Origin of the sequence: Thalassospira sp. CH_XMU1420-2 (genome assembly GCF_037029325.1) — a bacterium.
Lineage (GTDB): Bacteria > Pseudomonadota > Alphaproteobacteria > Rhodospirillales > Thalassospiraceae > Thalassospira > Thalassospira povalilytica.
In genome coordinates this window covers 53,699-75,845 of record NZ_JAYMEG010000009.1, presented here as the reverse complement: position 1 = coordinate 75,845, position 22,147 = coordinate 53,699, and the positions used below count along the sequence as shown (strand labels likewise).

The following is a 22,147-nucleotide window of genomic DNA, read 5'->3' as shown; positions in this document are numbered from 1 at the left end:
GCGCCGATGGTACTTTGTCTTAAGGCACGGGAGAGTAGGTCACCGCCGGGCCTTCCAAATACAGCAACATATTCCCTGATCACACGATATCAAAAACCCTCGACCTTCTGGTCGAGGGTTTTGTCGTTTCTGGTTGTGTGGCTGCTGTGGCTGCCGATGTTGCGCTATGTATTCTACCTAGCGAAAATCAGAAGCGGGGCGATCGATGCCACCAGCAACAGTGCCATGATGATGTTGAAAATCCGGGTGCGGTTGCCGTGGCTGATAAAGTTGCGCATGGCCGCCCCAAACAGGGCCCAGCTTGAAATGGTCGGAATATTGACCAGTGCAAAGATCCCGATCATGACAAGCAGTCCGACAATCCCGCCATCCGGTGACATATAGGTGACCGTGACGATAAGGGCGACGGTCCAGGCCTTGGGATTGACCAGTTGCAGGGTGGCGGCTTCGATAAAGCTGACCGGTCGGGCTGCGGGATGATCTGCGCTGCCAAATGATCTGATCAGTGCAATGCGAAAGGCCAGCCACAGGATGTAGGCCAGACAGATCAGGCGCAAGATATCGTCAATCACCGGATATCTGGCCATGACTTCCCCAAGTCCCAGTCCGACGATGAAGACCATCGACAGAAATCCGAAGCTGATGCCAAGGATCAGCGGGACCGTTCGAACCATGCCAAAATTTGCACCCGAAGCCAGCAACAGGAAATTGCCGGGGCCGGGTGACAGGGACATGACAAAGGCAAAACCGATCAGGGCGGCGAGTGTTTCCGGGGTCATTGATCTTATTCCATTTTGTGCGTGCCATCAGGGGCGATGGAGAGATCATTGAGGATTTCGTTGCCGTCGTCTTTACGATAACCTGTTAAAAATTTATCAGATCGTTCCAAAAGCACGGGCAATCATGCAACCAGACGTTTTGAGTGATGTGTGCAGCAATTTAAGGCTGCGATCGGATTTCTATTTCACAGCGGAAATGCAAGGGACGTTTTGTGTTCGTGTTCCGGCCGAAGGGGCGCGGATCCGCTTTCACCTTGTGCTGGCAGGCGGATGCCGATTGCTGTTTGAAGATCGCGATCTGGCGCTTGATCTTGGGCCGGGTGATCTTGTTCTGGTGCCAAATGGCAAAGCCCATATTCTTGCCGATGCACAGCAGAAAACAGGACCGGCCAATGTCATGCCGGTCGATCTGGCTACTGCGATGGCCCACGGATTTGATCCGCAGACCGGCATTTTGCGTAACCGGAAAAAGGTTCCCAACCCGGCGCCCGGAGATGTGGACGAGCAGATGGTCAGGCACATGAATGGGCAAATGCATGGACAAATGGACGGGCCAACGCAAGAGCCAACGCAGGGGCAGGATGCCGATATGCGGATGTTATGCGGGTTCTGTGCCTTTGACGAGGCCATCCGGCATCCGGGACTGGCGCTGATTGATGATCATGTGGTGTTGCGTGGCGGGGATCGGCGTGAACCACTCCAGCAGCCACTCAATGAGCTACCCTATGAAGCACCCCATGGGCCACCCGACGAGCTGCCACATGATGCGCCCCATGGCGCGGTTCTGGCAGCAATTACGGATCTTGCCACAAGTCGCCGGCCCGGTTGGCAGGCAGCACTTGCGCGCCTGATGGAGGTCGTGGTTCTGGAAATTCTCGGATCGCAGCTGGGCAAGGATGATTTGCCGCCGGGTGTTTTGGCGGGGCTTGCTGATCCGCGGATCAGTCGCGCCCTTATGGTCATGCACCGCAATCCCGAACAGGACTGGAATGCCGAAAGCCTTGCCCGTCATGCCGGGATGTCGCGGACCCGGTTTGTTGTGCGGTTCGGGGCATGTGTCGGGGTGCCGCCGATGCAATATCTTCAGGATTGGCGCATGATCCGCGCACGCACCATGTTGCGCGACACCAATCTGTCGATGGATGAGGTCGCCCTGCGCTGCGGATATCAATCGATGCCGGCCTTTTCGCGGCGCTTCAAGGCTCGTTTCGGGGAAGGGCCCGGCGGATATCGGCGGAGCTTGCGTAAGCAATCCGGGGCAGGCTGATGGTTATTTGGCGATCATGACCTTGTCGGATGGTTTTTCCGCTGCCTTGTCGTTGCGCAGGCTGGCCAGATAATCCTGGCTGATGTCATGAACCGACATGATATGCCCATAGAGCAATTCTTCGGCCGCCTTGACGTCGCCGCGCAGGATCGCATCGACAATGCCTTGATGTTCCTCGTGCGAGGAGGCAAGCCGGGCCAGACTTTGGAACTGTACGCGGCGAAATGGCGCGACCCGGCGGCGCACCGACAATGTCACATCGACCAGAACATCATTATGGGTGCCGCGATAAAGGGCGTTGTGAAAGGCCCGGTTCAGCGTTTCATAATTGTCGCTGTCACCATGGCGGACGGTCTGTGCCAGGTCGTGATGGATTTTTTCAAGATTGTGGCGCTCGCCGCTGGTCATGCGTTTGGCGGCAAGACGCCCGCACATGCCTTCGAGTTCGGCCATGCTTTCAAACATTGCGGTCAACCGTTCCGGGGTGGCAAGCGACACATAGACCCCGCGATTGGGGATCTTTTCAGCCAGTTCGGTTGCGGTCAGAAGTTGCAGGGCCTCGCGCACAGGGGTGCGTGACACGCCGAAACGCTTTGCCAGAAGCGGTTCTTCAAGGCGCTGCCCGGGCGGCAATTTGCCCTTCACGATGTCATCTTCAAGGGCCTGACACAATTGCTGGGCAATGCCGACAGAATCCGGCTGGTCAGAGGCGGTGCTGAGCGTTTGGCGAAGCTCGATCATATGGCGTTTTAACCCTTCTTACGAGGTTTATGCGGTTTCCCTTTAAGGAATGTATACATCAGTTTTGCCATCAAATCCAAGAATACCAAGAGTTGCGCAAGATTGCTTTTACGCGACCCGGTTTGCTGCATATTTTATGTGCAATAAATATATGCAGCGCAAGATAATGATTAAATAATAAACATAACTTGTTGTTGGATGGAGGGTGAAAGTCACATAAGTCATTGAAAAATATGAAATGGCATGACGGTTGCAAGATGTATACACAATGCGGAATGCATTCCGTTGAGAGTACGTTTCAAAGAAATAGCTATCTCTATCAGGGAGACATCAATGACGAATGTGAAACGGCGCGACTTTTTGACAAAGTCCGCAGTCGGTGCAGCAGCTGCGGGGGCAGCTGTTGTGGCGGCACCAAATATCGTGCGTGCCCAGGAAACCTTTAACTGGAAAATGACCAATGCCTATGGCCCCGGGTCGCCTTTTTATGTGACCGGTCCGGGCAGCCCGGAAGATTTCTGCAAACGTGTGACCGAGATGTCAAACGGGCGTCTGAATATCCAGCATTTTGCCGCAGGCGAACTGATCCCCGCCCTTGAAGGGTTTGACGCGGTTCAGGCCGGCACGGTCGAAATGAATGCGGCCAATGCGTATTTCTGGGCTGGCAAGATCTTTGCTGCCCAGTATTTCACCACGGTTCCGTTCGGCCTGAACTTCCAGGGCATGAATGCCTGGCTTTATCATGCCGGTGGTCTTGATCTGTGGCATGAAGTTTACAAGCCATATGGTCTTGTCGCCTTCCCGATGGGCAATACCGGTGTTCAGATGACCGGCTGGTTCCGCGAGCCGATCGAAAGCCTTGATGATTTCAAGGGCCTGAAAATGCGTATTCCGGGTCTGGCAGGCAAAGTGTACCAGCAGATCGGTGTTGAAGTGAAACTGCTTCCGGGTGGGGAAATCTTCCCGGCCCTTGAACGTGGTGTGATTGATGCCGCCGAGTTTGTCGGCCCCTATCAGGACCGCCGTCTGGGCCTGCAGAAGGCAGCGAAATACTATTACACCACCGGCTGGCACGAACCGTCCAACGTCACCGAACTTCTGATCAATCAGAAAGCCTGGGAAAGCCTTCCGGCCGACCTTCAGGCGATTGTCAAGAACGCAGCCCAAGCCTGCAACCTTGACAGCCATTCCTGGTGCGAAGCCAATAACGCAGCCGCCCTGCGTGATCTGGTCGAAAACTTTGGCGTGACCGCCCAGACCCTTCCTGATGAAGTGGTCACCAAGCTTAAGGGCATCACCAAGGAAACCCTCGAAGCCGAAGCGGCCAAGGACCCGATCACCAAAAAGGTCCATGAAAGCTTCATGGCGTTCCGCGACAACCATCACGAATGGGCGGCCGTCAGCGAAAAACCCTATCACGGGATCATTTCATCCAAAGACGGGATGAGCTGACATGACGACGACCCGTACCGAACCGCTTTTTGACCGTGTTCTTGGCCTGATTGTCGATATTGCCGGATGGGGGGCTGCGATCAGTGGTCTGGCCCTTGTTCTGGTGGTCGGCGGCAATGTGTTGCTGCGCTATCTTTTGAATTCGGGAAGTGTCGCAATGCAGGAGCTTGAATGGCATCTGGTTTCGCCGATTGCATTGATGGGTATGGCGTATGGCATGCGTCATGGTGGTCATGTGCGGGTCGATTTTCTCTATGAACGTCTGGGCCCGCGGGCCCGGGCGGTCATTGACCTGTTTTCGGCTGTTCTGATGGCAATTCTTGGCGCGGCATTGATCTGGTTTTCGATCCCCTATGTCGAACAATCCATCATGATGGGCGAAGGATCCCCCGATCCGGGTGGCTTGCCATATCGCTTCCTGCTTAAGGCATTCATTCCAGTCGGCTTCGGGCTTTTGCTGGTGCAGGCCGTGTCACAGGCAATGATCAATTATCGACAGATACGCGCCGAAAGCGGCGTTCCCACCTATGAGACATCCGCCGCAATACCACAAAGCGGCGCAGGAGACTAATCAGACATGACCGGAAATGAATGGCTGGCCATCGGCATGGTCGGGGGCTTCTTTGGCTTCCTCGTGCTTGGTGTGCCGGTGGCGATCTCGCTTGCGATTTCGGGATTTGCCTTTGGAATTATGGGTTTTGGAACCGGCCTGTTCAATCTGTTGCCTGCGCGCGTTTACGGGGTTGTGACCAACTATACGCTTCTGGCCTTGCCGCTTTTTATCTTTATGGGGGTGATGCTTGAAAAGTCGAAACTGGCCGAAGAACTGATTGATGTAATCGGTCATGCCATGGGGCGGCTCAAGGGCGGCATGGGGCTTGCGATTGTTATTGTCGGGGTTCTGATGGGCGCATCGTCGGGCGTGGTCGGGGCAACGGTTGTGACGGTGGGGTTGCTGTCGCTCCAGCCGCTGATCAATCGCGGCTATGACAAGGGGGTTGCAAGCGGGGTGATCTGTGCATCGGGCACCCTTGGGCAGATCATTCCGCCCAGTCTGGTGCTGATCCTTTTGGCCGATATTCTAGGCGAATCTGTCGGGACCCTGTTTGCCGCGGCCATGGTGCCGGGGCTGATCCTGGCGGGGATGCTTGGGCTTTATCTTGTCCTTTTGGGGATCTTCAAGCCTGAAATGGTGCCGGCCATTCCGCAGGATGAACGCGATACGCTGAGTTCGCGCGACCTGCTGATCAAGATCGTCAAGGTGGTTCTGCCGCCGCTGGCGCTGGTTTTTGCTGTGCTTGGATCGATCGTTGGCGGGATTGCCGCTCCGACCGAGGCGGCCTCGATGGGGGCACTCGGCGCGTTGCTTCTTGCGCTTTTTACCCGGCGTCTCAGCCTTGGCGTCATGCGCGATGTTTTGCATGACACGCTGATCACCAGTGCGATGGTGTTCTTTATCCTGATCTGTGCGCAGCCATTCGGTCTGGCCTTCCGCGGGCTTGGTGGCGAGGGGCTTGTTCATGCGATGTTTGAATGGGTGCCGGGCGGCGATATGGGCAACCTTCTGTTCATGATGGGCGTGATCTTTGTTCTGGGCTTCTTCCTTGAATGGATCGAGATTTCCTATATCGCGCTTCCGATGTTCTTGCCGGTATTCCACAATAGCGGCATCGACATGGCCTGGCTTGCCATTCTGGTGGCGATGAATTTGCAGACCAGCTTCCTGACACCGCCCTTTGGCTGGGCGCTGTTCTTCCTTAAGGGGGTGGCACCGCCGTCGGTTTCGACAGTTGATATCTATCGCGGTGTGATACCGTTTATCGGTATCCAGGCACTGGCCCTGATCTTGCTGTTCATTTTCCCGGAACTGACAAGCTGGTTGCCTGATCTGATCGGCTGGTAGGATTTCTTTCTACGATGTGAAAAGCCGGGCGCCGTTCTGGAAAAACGGCGCTAAGAAGAAATCACCGGACAATGTGCGAAAAGCACGCAGCACGACCGAAAGCATTACGGCAGGGAGGCCGGATTACGATGTTACGTTCAAGAACCGCACTTGGTGGCATGGTTACGGCCCCCCATCATCTGGCAGCCCAGGCCGGGCGCGATGTCCTGCGCGATGGCGGCAATGCGGTCGAGGCAATGATTGCCGCGGCCGCCACCATTGCGGTTGTCTATCCGCATATGAATGCGATCGGGGGGGACGGGTTCTGGCTGATTGCCGAACCGGGCAAGGACCCGGTTGCCATTCGGGCTTGCGGCGGCGCGGCGGGGGCTGCGACCCCCGATTTCTATCGTCAGCAAGGCCATGCCGCGATCCCGTCGCGCGGGCCGCTGGCGGCGTTGACGGTTGCCGGGGCGATTGGTGGCTGGATCAAGGCTGCTGATATTGCCACAGGGATCGGCGGGAAAGTGCCGCTTGAACGGTTGCTGGCCGATGCGGTGCATCACGCCCGGGCCGGGGTGCCGGTCACGAAATCGCAGGTCGAGCTGACCACAACCAAAATGGCGGAGCTCAAAGACGTTCCGGGCTTTGTCGATACCTATGCCGCCAATGGCATTTCCGCGATTGGCGATGTGTTGAAGCAACCGGCCCTTGGCGCGACGCTTGAGCATCTTGGCAAGGTCGGGCTTGATGATTTTTATCGCGGCGACATTGCGCGCAGCAATGCCGATGGTCTTGCCGCCGTCGGCAGTCCGATCGCGCTTGCCGATCTGGAAAGCTATCACGCCAAGGTCATGACGCCGCTTTCGGTCCGGCTGTCGGCCGGCACGGTCTTTAACATGGTGCCACCGACCCAGGGGGTGGCATCGCTTATGATCCTTGGTCTTTTTGACCGGCTGGGGGTGAAGGCCGGTGACGGATTTGATCATGTCCATGGACTGATTGAAGCGACCAAGCGCGCCTTTATCGCCCGCAACAATCATGTTGGCGATCCCGACCGCATGACCATTGATCCGATGGCGTTGCTTTCGGATGAAAACCTTGCGCAGGAGGCTGCAAAAATCAGCATGCAAACCGCGCAGCCCTGGCCGCATGTCGCCAAGCCCGGCGATACCATCTGGATGGGGGCGGTTGATGCCAACGGTGTTGCAGTCAGCTATATCCAAAGCATCTTCTGGGAATTCGGATCGGGCATCGTGGTGCCGGAAACCGGCGTTTTGTGGCAGAACCGCGGGGCCAGCTTTACGCTTCATGACGGTCCCAATCAGCTCGGGCCGGGGCGCTTGCCGTTCCATACGCTCAATCCGGCGATGGCAAGGCTCAATGACGGATCGGTTCTGACTTATGGCACTATGGGCGGCGAGGGCCAGCCGCAAACCCAGTCGGCGGTCTTTACCCGCAATGTCCTGTTTGGTCAGGATTTGCAGGAGGCAATCACCGCGCCGCGCTGGTTGCTTGGCAAGACCTGGGGCGATGAAACCACCACGCTTAAACTTGAAAACCGCTTTGATCCGGCCCTGATTGATCAGCTTAAATCAGCAGGCCACGCGGTCGAGGTCGTTGGCCCTTATGAAGACATGATGGGGCATGCTGGCGGCATCCGGTTGCGTTCGAACGGGGTTATGGAAGGTGCAACGGATCCGCGCGCGGATGGGGCTGTTGCGGCTTCTTGACCGTGGTTTATTTTCTTGATGCTAATATCTGGCGGGCCAGCGAAGCGTTGCTGTTCGGAGAGTGATTTTTAACCACGTCTTCTAATGCCTGATTGGTCATGTATGGGTACAGAAGATTATTCCAACGATTGATCATTTCTTTTGGAGAATTGATTAATCGGCGCGCGTTCCGCGCGCGTTGAGCAGACAGAGGGTGTCTAACGTCGTTGGTCAGGCGATAAACCAACTCTTGTTTAGAGAGCTGTGCTTCATGCCATTCAATCCATGAAAAGGCGAATTCCTGTTTATTCGCCTGATAAAGAGAATACAGGGCAAATTCATCAACAGTCTCCTCGTTGTCCCAATTGGGGAGACCAAGTTTGTTTAGTAGTGAGTGGCCAATTTCATGGAGAATAACCGCTATCAGCGCGCCTGATTGATTGGAGCGAACAAGTTCCATAAATAACTCAGAGCAAACCGTAATGTTGCCGCTAGCTTTTTCGGAGTAAGCGTTTTCCTGACCGCAAGGTTGCAACGTAATATCGAAATCGTCGATGCCATAGATTTTGCTCATTGATAAACTGAGCGCGGACATGTTTTTTTCAAAGTCCTGAGCAAGCTGCCAAGGCGTGGAGATTGTGGCGTATACTGAATATTTTGTTTTCTTCTTAACGAATAAACTGAATGTTTTACTAAAAACCAAGTAGTTTGGTGAGGTGGCGGTAACGTCTCCGGAAATGGAAAATTTATCTTTTTGCCGGTGCTTTCCCCAGCACTTGGATGGGTAGTTATTTGTTAGAAGTTGTAGGTTGTGCTCATCGCAGACAAAAACACTGAGGTCATCGTATTGACTGTTCTGGACATCGATAAGAACTTCAACTCTGGCGTCGTTTTCTAATTCTAGAGGTTTCCAGCGATACGAGCCTGCCTTTATCTCCATATATCCTTCGTCAATTTTAAAGCGGATTTCGTTGGAAGTTTTTCCTTCCGCATAAACCTCATATGGAATGGTGATTAAGGCGAGAATCAGTATGAAAATTACGTTCATTGGTAGCTTTCATCTATTCAATAAGCAACTTATCATTGAAAACTAGTAAGGGGTTTTGGTTGTTTGTTTCAAGATGAAAAGTTGAATAAACGATTTGAAAACTCCCACTCAATCACATGCTGGTAGGTTTCGCCGGGCTTTAGCCAGGGGCTTGGGAAGTCCGGGCGGTTGGGGCTGTTGGGCCAGGTTTGTGGTTCCAGTGCGATGCCGGCGGATGTGTGCAGGGGCACGCCGGTTGCCGATTTCATGGCGTCGGTGAAATGCTGGGAAAGATAGAATTGCAAGCCGGCCTCGGTTGAGGACAGTTCGATCGAACGGCCGCTGTCGGGATCGGAAAGGGTGGCGATATGGCGCAAGGCGCCGCGATCCCCGGTCAGGCAGAAATTATGGTCAAAGCCCTGTGTTGCGCGCGGTAGCATATCTGATATCCGGGCCGGGCTTCGGAAGTCATAGCCAGTACCGGTCACGTCGCGTTTATCGGCAAGCGGGATCAGTTTTTCATCGACCGGAAGCCAATGATTGGCCGTGATTTTCAGGACATGATCGGCCGCCGATTGGTCAAATTTACCCGTCAGGTTCCAATAGGCATGGCTGGTCATATTGACCGGGCAGGGCGCATCGCAGGTTGCCGAAATATCAAGACGCACGCGGTTTTCACCAACGATCGAATATGTTGCCGTCGCATTCAGCGTGCCCGGATAGCCCTGATCCCCGTCAGGTGAGGTCAGCTTGAACGTCACGATTGTTTCCGACTGATCGGCAATATCCCAGACCCGCCGGTCAAACCCGTCCTTGCCGCCATGAAGGTGGGTTTCACCCTCGTTGGCGGAAAGCGTTACGTCATGACCGTCTGGGTCGGTATAGCGGGCCTTTTCGATCCGGTTGGCGTAACGGCCGCAAACAGCCCCGATATAGCTGTCCTGTGCCAGATAGGCCGCATCATCTGCAAGGCCGATGGCGATGTTTGTGCCGCTGGAATCTGAATCCTCATACAAATCAAGGGCGCAAATGCGCGCGCCAAGCGCAGAAACCGTAAGGCGAATCTGCGACGTGCGCAGCACCACACGCGGGGCATTTTCACCCGAATTACGGGTTTTTGAGGATGGTTCTGCCATGTCTGATGGTTGGTGGCTTTTAGGCATTCTGTTCTCCCGTAATCTTTGATTTTTCTCGGTTTATCCGATGCTTTTGATCGTTATAGGCGATAGGTGGCGGATCGCAATCACTATATGGTTGAGCGTTAACAAATCATATTGTAATACTATATGGCTTTTAAGCAATAAAACCACACTTAGGGAGGAAATCGTGGTGAAATTCAAAAAGCTTGCAGTGTCAACTGCGGCACTTGGCGTTGCGCTTGGTCTTTCATTTGCGGCACAGGCTGAAATGATGATCGGCTTTTCGCAGATCGGGTCTGAAAGCGGCTGGCGGACGTCTGAAACCGCATCGATCAAGGCCGAGGCTGAAAAACGCGGTATTGATCTCAAATTCTCCGATGCGCAGCAGAAACAGGAAAACCAGATCAAGGCTGTCCGTTCTTTCATCGCACAGGGCGTTGACGGCATTCTTCTGGCCCCGGTGGTTGAAACCGGCTGGGATCAGGTCCTGAAAGAAGCAAAAGATGCCGGTATTCCGGTGGTGCTGGTGGATCGCGGCGTTGACGCCAGCGAAGACCTGTATCTGACCAAGGTGGCATCGGACTTCGTGGTTGAAGGCGCACTTGCCGCTGCATGGCTTGCGGCGGAAACCAACGCGGTTTGCGATGTTGTCGAATTGCAGGGCACGGTTGGATCATCCGCGGCCAATGACCGCAAAGCCGGGTTTGAATCGGTCGTTTCGAACTTCCCTGGCATCAATATCATCCGGTCGCAGTCGGGCGACTTTACCCGTTCGGGCGGCAAGGAAGTCATGGAAAGCTTCCTGAAGGCCGAAAATGGCGGCAAGGACATCTGTGCGGTTTATGCGCATAATGATGACATGGCACTTGGTGCTGTGCAGGCCATCAAGGAAGCCGGTCTGAAACCGGGGACCGATATTCTGATCGTTTCGATTGATGCGGTGCCTGATATCTTCAAGGCGATGGCCGATGGCGACACCAACGCCACGATCGAGCTGAACCCGCATCTGGGCGGGCCGTCCTTTGACGCGATCAAGGCCGCCAAGGCCGGTCAGGAAGTTCCGAAATGGATCAAGGCAAATGGTCCGCTTTTCCTGCCTGATACCGCAGCAGAAGAATACAAAATGCGCAGCAAATAACATGTCAGTCGGCACCGTGACCCGTGGGTGACGGTGCCGGTTGCGTAGCTGGGTAGCGGGTGTGACGTGCTTCGGCTTTGGCCGGGGTGCGTCGCGCCGTATCAGGAACAAAAATCAAAAAACAGGGAGAGGGTGAGGAACATGTCAAACGCCGCACTTTCTGACGGGGGACGCGACACCGTACTTTCGGTGCGTGGTGCGGGAAAATTCTTTCCCGGGGTCAAGGCGTTGCAGGATGTCGATTTTGACCTGAAACGTGGTGAAATTCATGCCCTTCTTGGGGAAAACGGGGCGGGTAAATCCACCCTGATCAAGGTGATTACCGGGGTGCATCCGCGTGACGCCGGGGCGGTGATGCTCGATGGCATCGAAATCCACCCGCAGCATCCGGGCGATGCACAAGGGCTCGGAATTTCCACGGTCTATCAGGAAGTCAATCTGGTGCCGACCCTGTCGGTGGCCGAAAACCTGATGCTTGAACGCCAGACACGGAAATTCGGTCTTATTTCATGGAAAAAGACCGAGGCCGATGCCAAGGCCGCCCTTGAAACGCTGGGGCTTGATATTGATGTCAATCGGCCGCTGGGATCCTATTCGGTGGCGATCCAGCAGTTGGTGGCGATTGCGCGCGCGGTTGCGCTCGATGCCCGGGTTTTGATCCTAGATGAACCGACCGCATCGCTTGACGGTGATGAAATCCAAACACTTTTTCGCATCATGCGTGACTTGCGCGATAAGGGGCTGGGCATTGTTTTTGTTACCCATTTTCTGGATCAGGTTTATGCGGTTACTGACCGGATCACGGTTTTGCGCAACGGGCGCCTTGTTGGCACCTTTGTAACCAGAGACCTGCCGCAGATTGATCTTATCAACCATATGCTGGGCCGTGAACTGGCCGAGGTCAGTGCGCACCGCCATCAGGACGAGGGCAGCTATACCGGGCCAAAACGGACCATTCAGGTCAAGAACCTTGGCAAGAAACGGGTGCTGGAGCCGGTGTCGCTTGATCTGAATGCGGGCGAGATTGTTGGTTTGGCCGGGCTTTTGGGATCCGGGCGGACGGAGCTTTCCGAACTGATATTTGGCAGTCAAAAGGCCGATAGCGGCCTTGTGTTTCTGGATGGGGAGCCGGTGATGCTGCGCTCCCCGCGCCATGCCATCCGGTCGGGATTTGGGCTTTGTCCCGAAGACCGTAAACAGGATGGCATTGTTGCGGAACTGAGTGTGCGCGAGAACATCGTTCTGGCCCTTCAGGGGCGGCGCGGATGGCTGCGACCGATCCCGCGGGCCGAGCAACAGCAATTTGCCGATGACATGATCACGGCCCTGGGCATCGCAACACCGGACAGTGAAAAGCCGGTCGGGCAACTGAGTGGTGGTAATCAGCAAAAGGTCATTCTGGCACGCTGGCTGGTGTCCAAGCCGATCCTGCTGATCCTTGATGAACCCACGCGCGGCATTGATGTTGGCGCCCATGCCGACATCATCAAACTGATCAAGGAACTGTGTGACGAAGGATTGGCGTTGCTGGTGGCATCAAGCGAGCTTGAAGAAATCGTTGCCTTTGCCGACCGGGTTGCGGTGATGCGTGATCGCGAAAAGGTATCCGAACTGGTGGGGGCGGAAATCACCCAGACCCGGATCATCGAGGCGATTGCACGATGACCAGTTTGCAGGACAAAAAGAAATTACGGGAAAGCAGCATGATGTCTGCATCTTCTTTGATAAGTCGGCCGTGGTTTGGCCCGGTCGCGGCACTGGTTCTGATCGTGCTGGGCATCGGGATCATTTCGCCGGACTTTTTCAATATTCGCATTGTTGACGGGCATCTTTACGGATCGTTGGTCGATGTTGTCCATCGCGGCGCATCAACGGCCCTTGTTGCCGTGGGCATGGCGATTGTGATCGGCACACGCGGCATTGATTTGTCGGTCGGTTCGATCATTGCCATTTCGGGTGCCGTCATGGCGGTTCTGATCCGCGATACCGATCTTCATCCGGCAGTGATCATTCTGGCCGCCCTTGGCGCCGGGATTTTGTGTGGCCTTTGGAATGGCATATTGGTGGCGTTCCTTGATATTCAGCCGATCATTGCGACCCTGATCCTGATGGTGGCCGGGCGCGGGATCGCACAAATGATCACCGATGGGCAGATCGTGACATTCCATGGCGCGTTTTTTGAGGCGATCGGCAGCGGCTATTTGCTGGGCATTCCATGGCGGGTGATCATTGCCGCGGCGGTGATTGCGGCAATCTTTTTCGTGATGCGCAAAACCGCCCTTGGCCTGTTTGTGGAATCTGTGGGCGGCAATGCGCGCGCCAGCCGGGTGGCCGGGATTGATGCACGCGGCATCAAGTTGATGGCTTATGGGGCATCCGGGCTGTGTTCGGCCTTTGCCGGGATCATTATTGCGGCCGATATTCGCGGGGCAGATGCCAATAATGCCGGGCTGTGGCTTGAACTTGATGCAATTTTGGCGGTCGTGATCGGCGGCGCGTCGCTGATGGGCGGGCGGTTCTTTATTGGCATGACGGTGATTGGCGTTCTGATCATTCAGGCGCTGAGTACCGGTATTCTTCTTTCGGGGTTGCCGTCGCAATATACCCTGATCGTCAAGGCGGCCGTGGTGATGATTGTTCTTCTGGTTCAGGCACCGAAATCCCGCCAACTGGTCGGGCAGGCGATGGATCGCATGAAGCGGGGAAAAGCCGATGAAAATTAATGAACGTTTTTACCCGATCCTTGCAACGCTTGCGGTTCTGGCCTTGCTGTATGGCTACGGGATTTTTGAACATCGCGCCTTTTCCGATACTTACGTTCTGGGCGCGCTTCTGACCGATAATGCGTTCCTGATCATTACGGCCGTGGGCATGACATTCGTGATCCTTTCGGGCGGCATTGATCTTTCGGTTGGATCGATGATTGCCTTTATCGGGGTCCTGATGGCCGAGCTTGTCACCGGGTTTGGCATGCATCCGTTAATGGCGGCCTTGATATCGCTGATTGTCGGGGCGGCATTCGGGGCTTTCATGGGGGTGATTATCGCCAAGTTTGATATTCAGCCCTTTATCATCACGCTTGCCGGCATGTTCTTTTTGCGTGGGGTGTGTTTCCTGATCAATCTGGATTCCGTTCCGATTGATCATCCGTTTGTCGCAGCCTTCAGCGGGTTCAAAGTGCCGCTGCCCGGACGCGGCTGGCTGACGGCATCGGCGTTGCTCATGCTGGCGACCGTGATTGGCGGTGTGGTGATTGCCCATTACACGCGCTTTGGGCGCAATGTCTATGCGATTGGCGGGGATCGTCATTCGGCCGAACTTCTGGGCATTCCGGTGCATGGCACCATCATTCGCGTCTATACCCTGTCGGGCTTTTTCAGTGCGCTTTCGGGGGTGGTCTTTGCCTTCTATACCGCATCGGCCTATCCGCTGGCAGCAGTCGGGGTGGAGCTTGATGCGATTGCCGCCGTGGTGATTGGCGGAACGCTTCTGACCGGGGGCATGGGCTTTGTCATGGGCACGTTCTTTGGCGGGATCATCATGGGCGTGATTCAGACCCTGATTGCCTTTGATGGATCACTCAATAGCTGGTGGACCAAGATCATGATCGGGGCATTGCTGTTTGGCTTTATCGTCTTGCAACGCCTGATCACACGGTCGTTCTCGGGTATGCGGGCCGGGGCGACCTGATTGATGATGCAATCACGCATAATGAAAAACGGGCGCCATTGGCGCCCGTTTCTGTTTGGTTTAAAACCGACAATCGGTTGCGAATTACAGCCCGATCTTGTCCCAGTCGTGATCGACCGACATGCCCAATTGCTGGCGGAGCTGGCGCATGGTGCGGCGAAGCAGTTTGTGCATGGTCGCGCGGGCCTCGTCCGGGTCGCGGTGGCTGATGGCGGCATAGACCGCATGATGATCGGGAAGCGATTGCACATGGGCCTTGGGACCGCCGGACGACAGGCGGAATGATCCGATCAGGGCGGTTTCAATCAGCATGCCGAATGATTTCATGAAATCGTTGCCAGATGCATTAAGGATCGCCTGATGGAATTGCAGATCGGTAAGATAGACCGCCTCGGTCCCCGGTTCGGCCTTTTCCATGGCGTCATAGGCATCGCCAATCGCCTTGATTTCATCGGGCGTTGCGCGCACAGCAGCCATGGCGACCGTATTGGGTTCAATGATCAGACGCGTTTCAAACAGCGCATACAGGAATGCCGGGTCCGGGTCCGGGAAGTGCCAGGAGAGGACATCAGGGTCCAGAAGGTTCCAGCTTGACCGCGGTTTGACGCGCGTACCGGTTTTCGGACGGCTTTCAATCAGGCCCTTGGCTGACAGGATCTTGATCGCCTCGCGCAGGGCCGTGCGCGATACATCAAGGGATTCACTTAATGCCGCCTCGGTCGGAAGCACATCCCCCGGCGCCAGCTGGCCCGAAACAATCCGTGCACCAAGATCATGGGCAACGATGCTGTGCAGGCTGCGTTTGGCGTAGGTTCTTGACATCGACGACATTAAATTCCCTCCGGCATGGCCATGGGCCAGGACCTTGTAAAAATGCAAAACGGCAAAAGGCCCGCTTTGATATTATTCATATAATATGAATTAATTTCGAGGGCAACTTATCTGACCCCTCCAACGCTTTGTGTTGCAAAGCATATAATTATTTCGGGCAGGGGTGCCGTGATCGGCCGTAAAGAGCCAAAGGTCACGTTGTTATAAACCACTGCGCGACAGATCGAAAGAATTCACTTCACCCGTTTGTCGCTTGACAGGCCCGGATATCCTGATCATTAATGTTATTGTATGAAGAATTAAAAACATAATTTTCAGGAGGAAGCATCATGATCACGGGCCGGATGACAATGCCGCAAAACTGATCCGCACAGTTGCCCGATGCGGGTGATTGGCACCTCAACCCGTTTTACGGACAGGTGTCTTTTGCGCTGCACATATCGGCAATGATGCCTATTCTGAACATTATGGAATGCAAATCCGGATCGCGTGCGGGATGGAGTCCCCGTGCCGGACCGGCAGAGAGACACCAAAAGAGAAACCACACGACGGGAGAAGCACCGATCATGTCTGATCGCATGCCGACACACTATACCAGCCTTGAAGATAAATCGGTATTCATCACCGGTGGCGCATCGGGTATTGGCGAGGCCCTTGTTACCGCCTTTGTCGAGCAGGGCGCCAAAGTCGCCTTTGTCGATATCATGGAAGATGCGGGCAACGCCCTTGTCGAAAAGCTTTCAAAAGATGCGCGCAATGCGCCGGTCTTTATCAAATGCGACCTGACCGATATCCCGGCCCTTCAGGCCGCGGTTGCCAAGGCTGCTGAAATCAACGGGCCGATTACCGGGCTTTTGAACAATGCCGCCAATGATACCCGCCACAAATGGCAGGACGTGACCCCGGAATACTGGGATGAACGCCAGGCAATCAATATTCGTCCGTCCTTCTTTGCCATTCAGTCCGTTGCCCCGATGATGCAAAAGGCCGGCGGTGGTGCCATCGTCAATTTCGGGTCGGTCAGCTGGATGATGGGGCAGGGCGGCATGCCGGGCTATACCACGGCAAAGGCCGCGACCCACGGGCTGACACGCGGCATGGCGCGCGATCTGGGCAAGGATCATATCCGGGTCAATACCCTTGTTCCGGGCTGGGTGATGACCCAGCGCCAGCTTGATCTTTGGGTTGATGAGGCGGCCGAGCGCGAAATCGATGAACGCCAGTGTCTGAAGAACAAGGTGATGCCACAGGATATCGCGCGCATGGCGCTGTTCCTGATTTCCGATGAAAGCCGGATGTGTACCGCCCAGAACTTCATTGTTGATGGCGGCTGGGTCTAGGGCGGTTTTGCCCTTGGCGATCAAGCCGACATTCACATAACCGACAAAGATCATTCAGGACGAACTTTCATGAGACTGGTTCAATACAAGGATACCGCGGGTGCGCAGCATGTTGCCGTGGTCGAAGACGAAAATACCCTTATCCCGCTCAAGGGCGTTTCCACCACCCGTGAACTTGCGACCATCGCACTTGCCAAAAACATGACGATGATCGAAAAGGCGAAAATTCGCATGGGGGACGACCGCGTTGATTATAACGAGGTTGTCCGTGACGGACGCCTTTTGCCGCCGATTACCCATGTTGATCCGGCGCATTTCCTTGTCACCGGGACCGGGCTTACCCATCTTGGTTCGGCCTCTGCGCGCGCAAACATGCACAAGGCCGACAACAAGGCCGCCGATGAAACAGATTCCATGAAGATGTTCCGCATGGGGGTCGAGGGCGGCAAGCCCAAGGCCGGTGAACATGGTGTGCAGCCCGAATGGTTCTATAAGGGCGATGGATCCATTGTTGCCAATCCCGGGGCGGCGATCCCAAGCCCGTCCTTCGCCCTTGATGGCAGCGAGGAACCGGAAATTGCCGCGGTTTACATCATTGACCATGACGGAACCCCGGTGCGCATCGGCTTTGCGATCGGGAACGAGTTTTCCGATCATGTGATGGAGCGCCAGAACTACCTTTATCTGGCGCATTCAAAGCTGCGCCATTGCGCGATGGGGCCGGAATTGCTGCTGGGGGATCTGCCAAGCCATGTCGAGGGGACCTCGCGTCTGTATCGCGATGGCAAGGTGATCTGGGAAAAGCAGTTCGTCAGCGGCGAAGACAATATGTCGCACTCGATTGCCAACCTTGAATATCACCACTTCAAATATGACCTGTTCCGCCGCCCGGGTGATGTGCATGCGCATTTCTTTGGCACGGCGACACTCAGCTTTGCCGATGGCATCACGACACAGGACGGTGATGAATTCGAAATTTCATCAGCCCTGTTTGGCCGCCCGATCCGCAACCGCCTGATGGTTCAGGCAGAGCGCCCGGTTGTGGTCAAAGCCATCTGATTTTTCGGGAATTCTCGTAATTCCAAAGGGCGTAAAGCCCAGTCTCCCTCCGAACGACACGACCTTCCCCGGCGCAGCAATGTGCCGGGGTTTTCTTTTGCCGCATTGGCAATGCAGGCGTAACATGCCTGAAAACAAAGATCGGCCCGCAAAAAGGAGCGTTCAGATGAGGAAGGTGATTGTATCGGCCTTTGTGTCCGTTGATGGCGTGATGCAGGCTCCCGGCGGCCCGGACGAAGACATCGCCGGCGGATTTGAATTTGGCGGCTGGACTTTCCATTATTGGGACGCGGAAATGGGCAAGATCATGGGGGATCATTTATCCGCATCCTATGATCTGCTGCTGGGGCGATATACCTACGATATTTTTGCAGCCCACTGGCCCTATGCCGGCGATGATGACCCGATCGGGCAGAAATTCAACAGTGTTACCAAATACGTCGCGACTTCCGATCCCGACAGTCTGAGTTGGCAAAATTCGGTGGCGCTTGATGGCGACATTATCGATGCCATTCGCACGCTTAAGGCGGGGAATGGACCGGATTTGTTGACACAGGGAAGCAGCAAGCTTGTCCAAGGCCTGATTGCCAATGATCTGGTTGATGAATATCGCCTGTGGGTGATGCCCGCCATCCTTGGCAAGGGCAAGCGCCTGTTTGGCAACGACGGTGCGCCAACCAACCTGACGCTGGTTTCAAGTCAGGCCTTTTCGACGGGTGTGTGTCTGAATATTCTGCGTCCGGACGGAGCTGTTAAATGCGGGTCTTTTGCCCATCACGCCCCGTCGGATGCTGAACGTGAAAGACAGCGCAAAATGCGCATCGCCGAAGGGCTTGCCTGATTTGATCGAAGCCTATGAGCAGGGTGGTCAAATTTAAAAAAAAGCAGCGGATAACCCGCTGCTTTTTCGTTTGTCGTGTGATCTGTGTTGCAGGTGGTGCGAGGGATCAGGCCTGTTCGCTGACAGCCGGGGCGGGGCGCAAGACAGCAGTAACAACGACCGAGGCAACGACAAGGGCGATGCCGCCAAGTTCAAAGACGCCAAGTGCGCCGATGAAATCAAACATCACGCCACCAATGATGGCGCCAGCCGCGATTGCGGTTTGGAAACCGGCAACCAGAAGCCCGCCGCCGCTTTCGGCTTCATCTGGAACCATGCGGGTGATCCAGGTCGACCAGGCGACCGGCACACCGCCAAACGCCATGCCCCAGATCGCGACAAGAACGATGGTCGGATTAAGCGCGCCATTGATCAGGACCATGGCAAGGGCGCAAAGCCCCATGATGAAGGGCATCAGGGCAATGGTCATGCGCAGTGATCGCGCAATCAGCACACCGGCCAGATGGGTGCCGAAAAAGTTGGCGACCCCGAAGCCCAGCAGCACCCCGGAAATCCCCGCCGTTGCCACACCCGTGACGTTTTCAAGGAACGGGCGGACATAGGTAAACAGGGCAAAGTGCCCGGTAATGATGATGACCAGTGACAGCAGCCCGAATTTCATGCCCGGACGATTGATCAGATCAACAAGGGTGCGTAACGATGCCCGTCCGCGCGGTGGCAGGGATGGCAGGGTTGCGAACTGTACGACGAAGGTAATGACGCCGATCCCCGCAGCCAGCAGGAAGACCGCACGCCAGCTGATGATATCGCCAAGGAAGCTGCCCACCGGGGCGGCAAAGACAGTGGCAGCCGAAACGCCACTGAACATGATGGCAAGCGCACGCGGCACATGGTTTTCTGGCACCAGTCGCATGATGGTTGCCGCCGACATTGTCCAGAAACCGCCAAGCGCGATGCCCAGAAGAACGCGGCCAACCAGCAGGAAGGCAAAATTTTCTGCCGACGCAACGATGATGCTTGAGACCACCAGCAATATCGAGAAGGAAAGCAGGACATTGCGGCGGTCAAACCGGCGGGTGACGGTGGCAATCAGAAGGCTTGTGATCAGGGCCAAAAAGGCCGTTGCCGAAATGGCCTGACCGGCGAGGCCTTCGGACACCGAAAGGTCCGACGCAATCGGGGTTAGAAGACTGACCGGCAGGAATTCGGCCGTGACCAGGCCGAATACCCCCAGTGTCATTGAAATGACGGCGGCCCATGCAGCAGGTGCTGGCGCGACGGCGGACGTCTGCGCAGGCCGGGCGTCGGATTGTGGTTCACTCATGCGGTAGTCCTTTTAAAGGTGTTTGTGCATTGCACCTAAAATAGACTGGACCGTTCGGACGATCTATGACAGTTTGTCTGAATTAATTGATCAATCGTCCGGAATGTCATGTCCCCCATCCCGAATGCCGCATTCAACAGCCCGTCAAACCATATCGAAGGCCAGTTCAACGAAGCGGGCCATGATATGGTCAATGACCTGCTGTCGGGGGTGCGATTGCGCGGACTGGATTATCGCCGGATCGAGATTTCGGCACCTTATGGCCTGCGCTTTGGCGAGGATATGGATGACACCCGCGCCTGGTTTCACTTTATCGGGCAGGGTACAGTTCATCTTCGCACCAAAAGCGGGGCGGTGCATGTTCTGGGTTGCGGGGATGCGGTATTGCTGCCTTGTGCGGGCATTCACGATCTTTACAGCGAAGATGGCGTTGCCATGCGCAGTGTCGATGCCTTTGAAAAGGCACCGCTTTGTGATGCGGCGTCTGAAATCCGGGCGTGCGAAGCGGATGCCTGCCGGTCAAAGGACAATCTGATTTTCAGCTGTGCGATGGAATTTGATCTGGGGTGGCTGCATCCGCTGGCGCATCTCAAACCGGAAATCATGCATATCGAAACCGTGCCCGATCATGATCCGCAAATTCCCGCGATCCTTGATGTCATGACCAGCGAATTGCGCGCCAAGCGCCCGGGTTATGGCGTGATCCTGACAAGGCTTGCCGATGTGGTGGCCGCCGCCATCCTGCGGCGCTGGGTCGAGGCGGGCTGTGATGTTTGCGGCTGGGTCGAGGCCGTGCGTGATCCCAAGCTTGCGCGGTTGCTGGCCGCCTTGCACAAGGAGCCGGGCCGCAACTGGTCGGTTGCCGATATGGCATCGGAAATGGGGATGTCACGGTCGGTCTTTGCCGAACGGTTTGTCGAGCTGACCAAGGCCACCCCGCAGCAATATCTGACCAATTTGCGCATGCGTCTGGCCAGCCAGTGGATCGGGCGTGAAAACCTGTCGCTTGACGAGGTTGCCGAACGGCTTGGCTATGCCTCGGTCGCGGCATTCAGCCGCGCGTTCAAGCGCACCACCGGAAAATCACCCGGCGCCATCCGTCACATGGATTATGCTGCGCCGTAAAGGGCCTGGCGGGCAGTTTGTGTTGCTGATCGCAGATGATCAAGCAGGCTGTCGCGATGCTGGCCAAGGATTGCCGGTGATGCGCCGAAAACCGAAAAGCCTGAAATCATTTTGCCATGCTGGGTCGTGATCGGAACAGCAATGGCATAAATATCATTTTCACGTTCGCCATTATTGGTGGCAAAGCCCTGTTGACGGATCGTTTGCAGTTCGTCCCGAAGGGTTTTTATGTCGGTGATGGTGTGCTCGGTCATGCCATGCAGTTGGGCGTTCTTGAAATAGCGGTCCTGATCTTCAGAGCCCATATGCGCCAGCCATAATTTGCCGTGCGCCGTGCAAAAGGCATCCAGTTTCGAGCCGATCCGGATATCGACATAAAGCGGCCGGTCGGGCAGGGACTTGGCGATGCAGACCGCCATGTCGCGATCAAATTCGGTCGCCATGCAGGCTTCCCCGGTGTCACGCGCCAGCTGATCAAGGATCGGTTGCAGAAGGGTTGGCAGATTGCCGTCATGCAAAACCCGTTCGCCCAGATCGGCAAACATATATCCCAACCGGAAGACCCCGCGTGATGATGCCCGCAACGCGCCGGCATGGACCAGCGTGTGCAGGAAACGATGTGCGGTAATCATATTGATGCCAAGCGCGTCTGCGGTTTCCTTTGCCGTCAGTTCGGACTTTCCCGCGGCAAAAAGATCCAGAATTTTAAAGGCCTTCAGGACAGATCCATTGAGCTGGCTGGTCATGATTTTCCATTCACATAAAACGCCACGGGTCAAAGTCGGACGCGATGCTTGACG

The 22,147-nt window shown here is 55.6% G+C and carries 20 protein-coding genes; 13 read left to right on the top strand and 7 right to left on the bottom strand.

Features of this window, described 5'->3' with window-relative positions:
• Window positions 1-173: 173 nt before the first annotated feature.
• Window positions 174-779 (bottom strand): LysE family translocator, encoded by a 606-nt coding sequence (locus WA429_RS20405; RefSeq protein ID WP_287464821.1) that lies wholly within the window; start codon window positions 777-779, stop codon window positions 174-176.
• Window positions 780-903: 124 nt separating this feature from the next.
• Between WA429_RS20405 and WA429_RS20400 the strand changes: the two genes are divergently transcribed.
• Window positions 904-2,046: an AraC family transcriptional regulator gene (locus WA429_RS20400; protein ID WP_287464823.1), complete on the top strand. Its 1,143-nt coding sequence runs from the start codon at window positions 904-906 to the stop codon at window positions 2,044-2,046.
• Window positions 2,047-2,049: 3 nt separating this feature from the next.
• Here WA429_RS20400 and WA429_RS20395 read toward each other — a convergent pair whose 3' ends face one another.
• Window positions 2,050-2,787 (bottom strand): GntR family transcriptional regulator, encoded by a 738-nt coding sequence (locus WA429_RS20395; RefSeq protein ID WP_101246405.1) that lies wholly within the window; start codon window positions 2,785-2,787, stop codon window positions 2,050-2,052.
• 333 nt (window positions 2,788-3,120) lie between these two features.
• Here WA429_RS20395 and WA429_RS20390 point away from each other — a divergent pair, with 333 nt between their 5' ends.
• The 4 genes from WA429_RS20390 (at window position 3,121) to WA429_RS20375 (ending at window position 7,854) form a co-directional block, all read left to right on the top strand.
• Window positions 3,121-4,239 (top strand): TRAP transporter substrate-binding protein, encoded by a 1,119-nt coding sequence (locus WA429_RS20390; RefSeq protein WP_170310173.1) that lies wholly within the window; start codon window positions 3,121-3,123, stop codon window positions 4,237-4,239.
• Between the two features lies 1 nt (window position 4,240).
• Window positions 4,241-4,810, top strand: coding sequence for a TRAP transporter small permease subunit (locus WA429_RS20385; protein WP_206927750.1), 570 nt, complete (start codon window positions 4,241-4,243; stop codon window positions 4,808-4,810).
• 6 nt (window positions 4,811-4,816) lie between these two features.
• On the top strand, window positions 4,817-6,142 hold the full coding sequence (locus tag WA429_RS20380; RefSeq protein ID WP_287464825.1) for a TRAP transporter large permease: 1,326 nt from the start codon (window positions 4,817-4,819) through the stop codon (window positions 6,140-6,142).
• 128 nt (window positions 6,143-6,270) lie between these two features.
• Window positions 6,271-7,854: a gamma-glutamyltransferase family protein gene (locus tag WA429_RS20375; protein ID WP_287464827.1), complete on the top strand. Its 1,584-nt coding sequence runs from the start codon at window positions 6,271-6,273 to the stop codon at window positions 7,852-7,854.
• 7 nt (window positions 7,855-7,861) lie between these two features.
• On the opposite strand, the gene WA429_RS20370 is transcribed toward WA429_RS20375, so the two are convergent.
• Together WA429_RS20370 and WA429_RS20365 are read right to left on the bottom strand one after the other, a co-directional pair.
• Window positions 7,862-8,881, bottom strand: coding sequence for a DUF4344 domain-containing metallopeptidase (locus tag WA429_RS20370; protein WP_287464828.1), 1,020 nt, complete (start codon window positions 8,879-8,881; stop codon window positions 7,862-7,864).
• A gap of 68 nt (window positions 8,882-8,949) precedes the next feature.
• Entirely contained in the window at window positions 8,950-10,023 is a 1,074-nt protein-coding gene (locus WA429_RS20365) for an aldose epimerase family protein (RefSeq protein ID WP_287464829.1), read from the bottom strand.
• 166 nt (window positions 10,024-10,189) lie between these two features.
• Between WA429_RS20365 and WA429_RS20360 the strand changes: the two genes are divergently transcribed.
• The 4 genes from WA429_RS20360 to yjfF all read left to right on the top strand — a co-directional run bounded on the left by WA429_RS20360 (window position 10,190) and on the right by yjfF (window position 14,827).
• Window positions 10,190-11,137 carry an ABC transporter substrate-binding protein gene (locus tag WA429_RS20360; protein WP_068517323.1) on the top strand — a complete coding sequence of 316 codons (948 nt, stop codon included), beginning with the start codon at window positions 10,190-10,192 and terminating at the stop codon, window positions 11,135-11,137.
• Between the two features lie 141 nt (window positions 11,138-11,278).
• Window positions 11,279-12,802, top strand: coding sequence for a sugar ABC transporter ATP-binding protein (locus WA429_RS20355; protein ID WP_287464831.1), 1,524 nt, complete (start codon window positions 11,279-11,281; stop codon window positions 12,800-12,802).
• Window positions 12,803-12,840: 38 nt separating this feature from the next.
• Window positions 12,841-13,860 (top strand): ABC transporter permease, encoded by a 1,020-nt coding sequence (locus WA429_RS20350; protein ID WP_258548262.1) that lies wholly within the window; start codon window positions 12,841-12,843, stop codon window positions 13,858-13,860.
• A complete protein-coding gene (gene yjfF / locus WA429_RS20345; protein WP_101246397.1) occupies window positions 13,850-14,827 on the top strand; it encodes a galactofuranose ABC transporter, permease protein YjfF in 978 nt (325 codons plus the stop codon). Before WA429_RS20350 ends, yjfF begins: the two co-directional genes overlap by 11 nt.
• Before the next feature lie 84 nt (window positions 14,828-14,911).
• Here the strand turns inward: yjfF and WA429_RS20340 are convergent, their stop codons facing one another.
• Window positions 14,912-15,658 (bottom strand): FadR/GntR family transcriptional regulator, encoded by a 747-nt coding sequence (locus WA429_RS20340; protein WP_068517326.1) that lies wholly within the window; start codon window positions 15,656-15,658, stop codon window positions 14,912-14,914.
• Window positions 15,659-16,224: 566 nt separating this feature from the next.
• Here WA429_RS20340 and WA429_RS20335 point away from each other — a divergent pair.
• From WA429_RS20335 to WA429_RS20325, 3 genes are all read left to right on the top strand, one after another.
• The gene (locus tag WA429_RS20335; RefSeq protein WP_068517327.1) at window positions 16,225-16,998 is read left to right on the top strand and encodes an SDR family NAD(P)-dependent oxidoreductase; all 774 of its coding nucleotides are present in this window, start codon (window positions 16,225-16,227) and stop codon (window positions 16,996-16,998) included.
• A 69-nt stretch (window positions 16,999-17,067) separates the two neighbouring features.
• Window positions 17,068-18,057, top strand: coding sequence for an AraD1 family protein (gene araD1, locus WA429_RS20330; protein WP_114113980.1), 990 nt, complete (start codon window positions 17,068-17,070; stop codon window positions 18,055-18,057).
• Between the two features lie 166 nt (window positions 18,058-18,223).
• Window positions 18,224-18,898, top strand: coding sequence for a dihydrofolate reductase family protein (locus WA429_RS20325; RefSeq protein ID WP_287464832.1), 675 nt, complete (start codon window positions 18,224-18,226; stop codon window positions 18,896-18,898).
• Window positions 18,899-19,004: 106 nt separating this feature from the next.
• Here WA429_RS20325 and WA429_RS20320 read toward each other — a convergent pair whose 3' ends face one another.
• Window positions 19,005-20,222 (bottom strand): MFS transporter, encoded by a 1,218-nt coding sequence (locus tag WA429_RS20320; RefSeq protein ID WP_287464833.1) that lies wholly within the window; start codon window positions 20,220-20,222, stop codon window positions 19,005-19,007.
• A 108-nt stretch (window positions 20,223-20,330) separates the two neighbouring features.
• Between WA429_RS20320 and WA429_RS20315 the strand changes: the two genes are divergently transcribed.
• Window positions 20,331-21,347, top strand: coding sequence for an AraC family transcriptional regulator (locus WA429_RS20315; RefSeq protein WP_287464834.1), 1,017 nt, complete (start codon window positions 20,331-20,333; stop codon window positions 21,345-21,347).
• On the opposite strand, the gene WA429_RS20310 is transcribed toward WA429_RS20315, so the two are convergent.
• Window positions 21,332-22,093, bottom strand: coding sequence for an IclR family transcriptional regulator (locus tag WA429_RS20310; protein ID WP_287464836.1), 762 nt, complete (start codon window positions 22,091-22,093; stop codon window positions 21,332-21,334). The genes WA429_RS20315 and WA429_RS20310 overlap by 16 nt on opposite strands.
• Window positions 22,094-22,147: the final 54 nt, after the last annotated feature.

Bases quoted from the DNA above. Each gene is read 5' to 3' on its own strand.
- WA429_RS20395 (WP_101246405.1), bottom strand. From the start codon at position 2,787: ATGATCGAGCTTCGCCAAACGCTCAGCACCGCCTCTGACCAGCCGGAT.
- WA429_RS20340 (WP_068517326.1), bottom strand. From the start codon at position 15,658: ATGTCGTCGATGTCAAGAACCTACGCCAAACGCAGCCTGCACAGCATC.
- WA429_RS20375 (WP_287464827.1), top strand. From the start codon at position 6,271: ATGTTACGTTCAAGAACCGCACTTGGTGGCATGGTTACGGCCCCCCAT.
- WA429_RS20325 (WP_287464832.1), top strand. From the start codon at position 18,224: ATGAGGAAGGTGATTGTATCGGCCTTTGTGTCCGTTGATGGCGTGATG.
- WA429_RS20355 (WP_287464831.1), top strand. From the start codon at position 11,279: ATGTCAAACGCCGCACTTTCTGACGGGGGACGCGACACCGTACTTTCG.
- WA429_RS20370 (WP_287464828.1), bottom strand. From the start codon at position 8,881: ATGAACGTAATTTTCATACTGATTCTCGCCTTAATCACCATTCCATAT.
- WA429_RS20365 (WP_287464829.1), bottom strand. From the start codon at position 10,023: ATGCCTAAAAGCCACCAACCATCAGACATGGCAGAACCATCCTCAAAA.
- WA429_RS20380 (WP_287464825.1), top strand. From the start codon at position 4,817: ATGACCGGAAATGAATGGCTGGCCATCGGCATGGTCGGGGGCTTCTTT.
- WA429_RS20385 (WP_206927750.1), top strand. From the start codon at position 4,241: ATGACGACGACCCGTACCGAACCGCTTTTTGACCGTGTTCTTGGCCTG.
- WA429_RS20405 (WP_287464821.1), bottom strand. From the start codon at position 779: ATGACCCCGGAAACACTCGCCGCCCTGATCGGTTTTGCCTTTGTCATG.
- WA429_RS20350 (WP_258548262.1), top strand. From the start codon at position 12,841: ATGATGTCTGCATCTTCTTTGATAAGTCGGCCGTGGTTTGGCCCGGTC.
- WA429_RS20315 (WP_287464834.1), top strand. From the start codon at position 20,331: ATGTCCCCCATCCCGAATGCCGCATTCAACAGCCCGTCAAACCATATC.
- WA429_RS20310 (WP_287464836.1), bottom strand. From the start codon at position 22,093: ATGACCAGCCAGCTCAATGGATCTGTCCTGAAGGCCTTTAAAATTCTG.
- WA429_RS20320 (WP_287464833.1), bottom strand. From the start codon at position 20,222: ATGAGTGAACCACAATCCGACGCCCGGCCTGCGCAGACGTCCGCCGTC.
- yjfF (WP_101246397.1), top strand. From the start codon at position 13,850: ATGAAAATTAATGAACGTTTTTACCCGATCCTTGCAACGCTTGCGGTT.
- WA429_RS20390 (WP_170310173.1), top strand. From the start codon at position 3,121: ATGACGAATGTGAAACGGCGCGACTTTTTGACAAAGTCCGCAGTCGGT.
- araD1 (WP_114113980.1), top strand. From the start codon at position 17,068: ATGAGACTGGTTCAATACAAGGATACCGCGGGTGCGCAGCATGTTGCC.
- WA429_RS20400 (WP_287464823.1), top strand. From the start codon at position 904: ATGCAACCAGACGTTTTGAGTGATGTGTGCAGCAATTTAAGGCTGCGA.
- WA429_RS20335 (WP_068517327.1), top strand. From the start codon at position 16,225: ATGTCTGATCGCATGCCGACACACTATACCAGCCTTGAAGATAAATCG.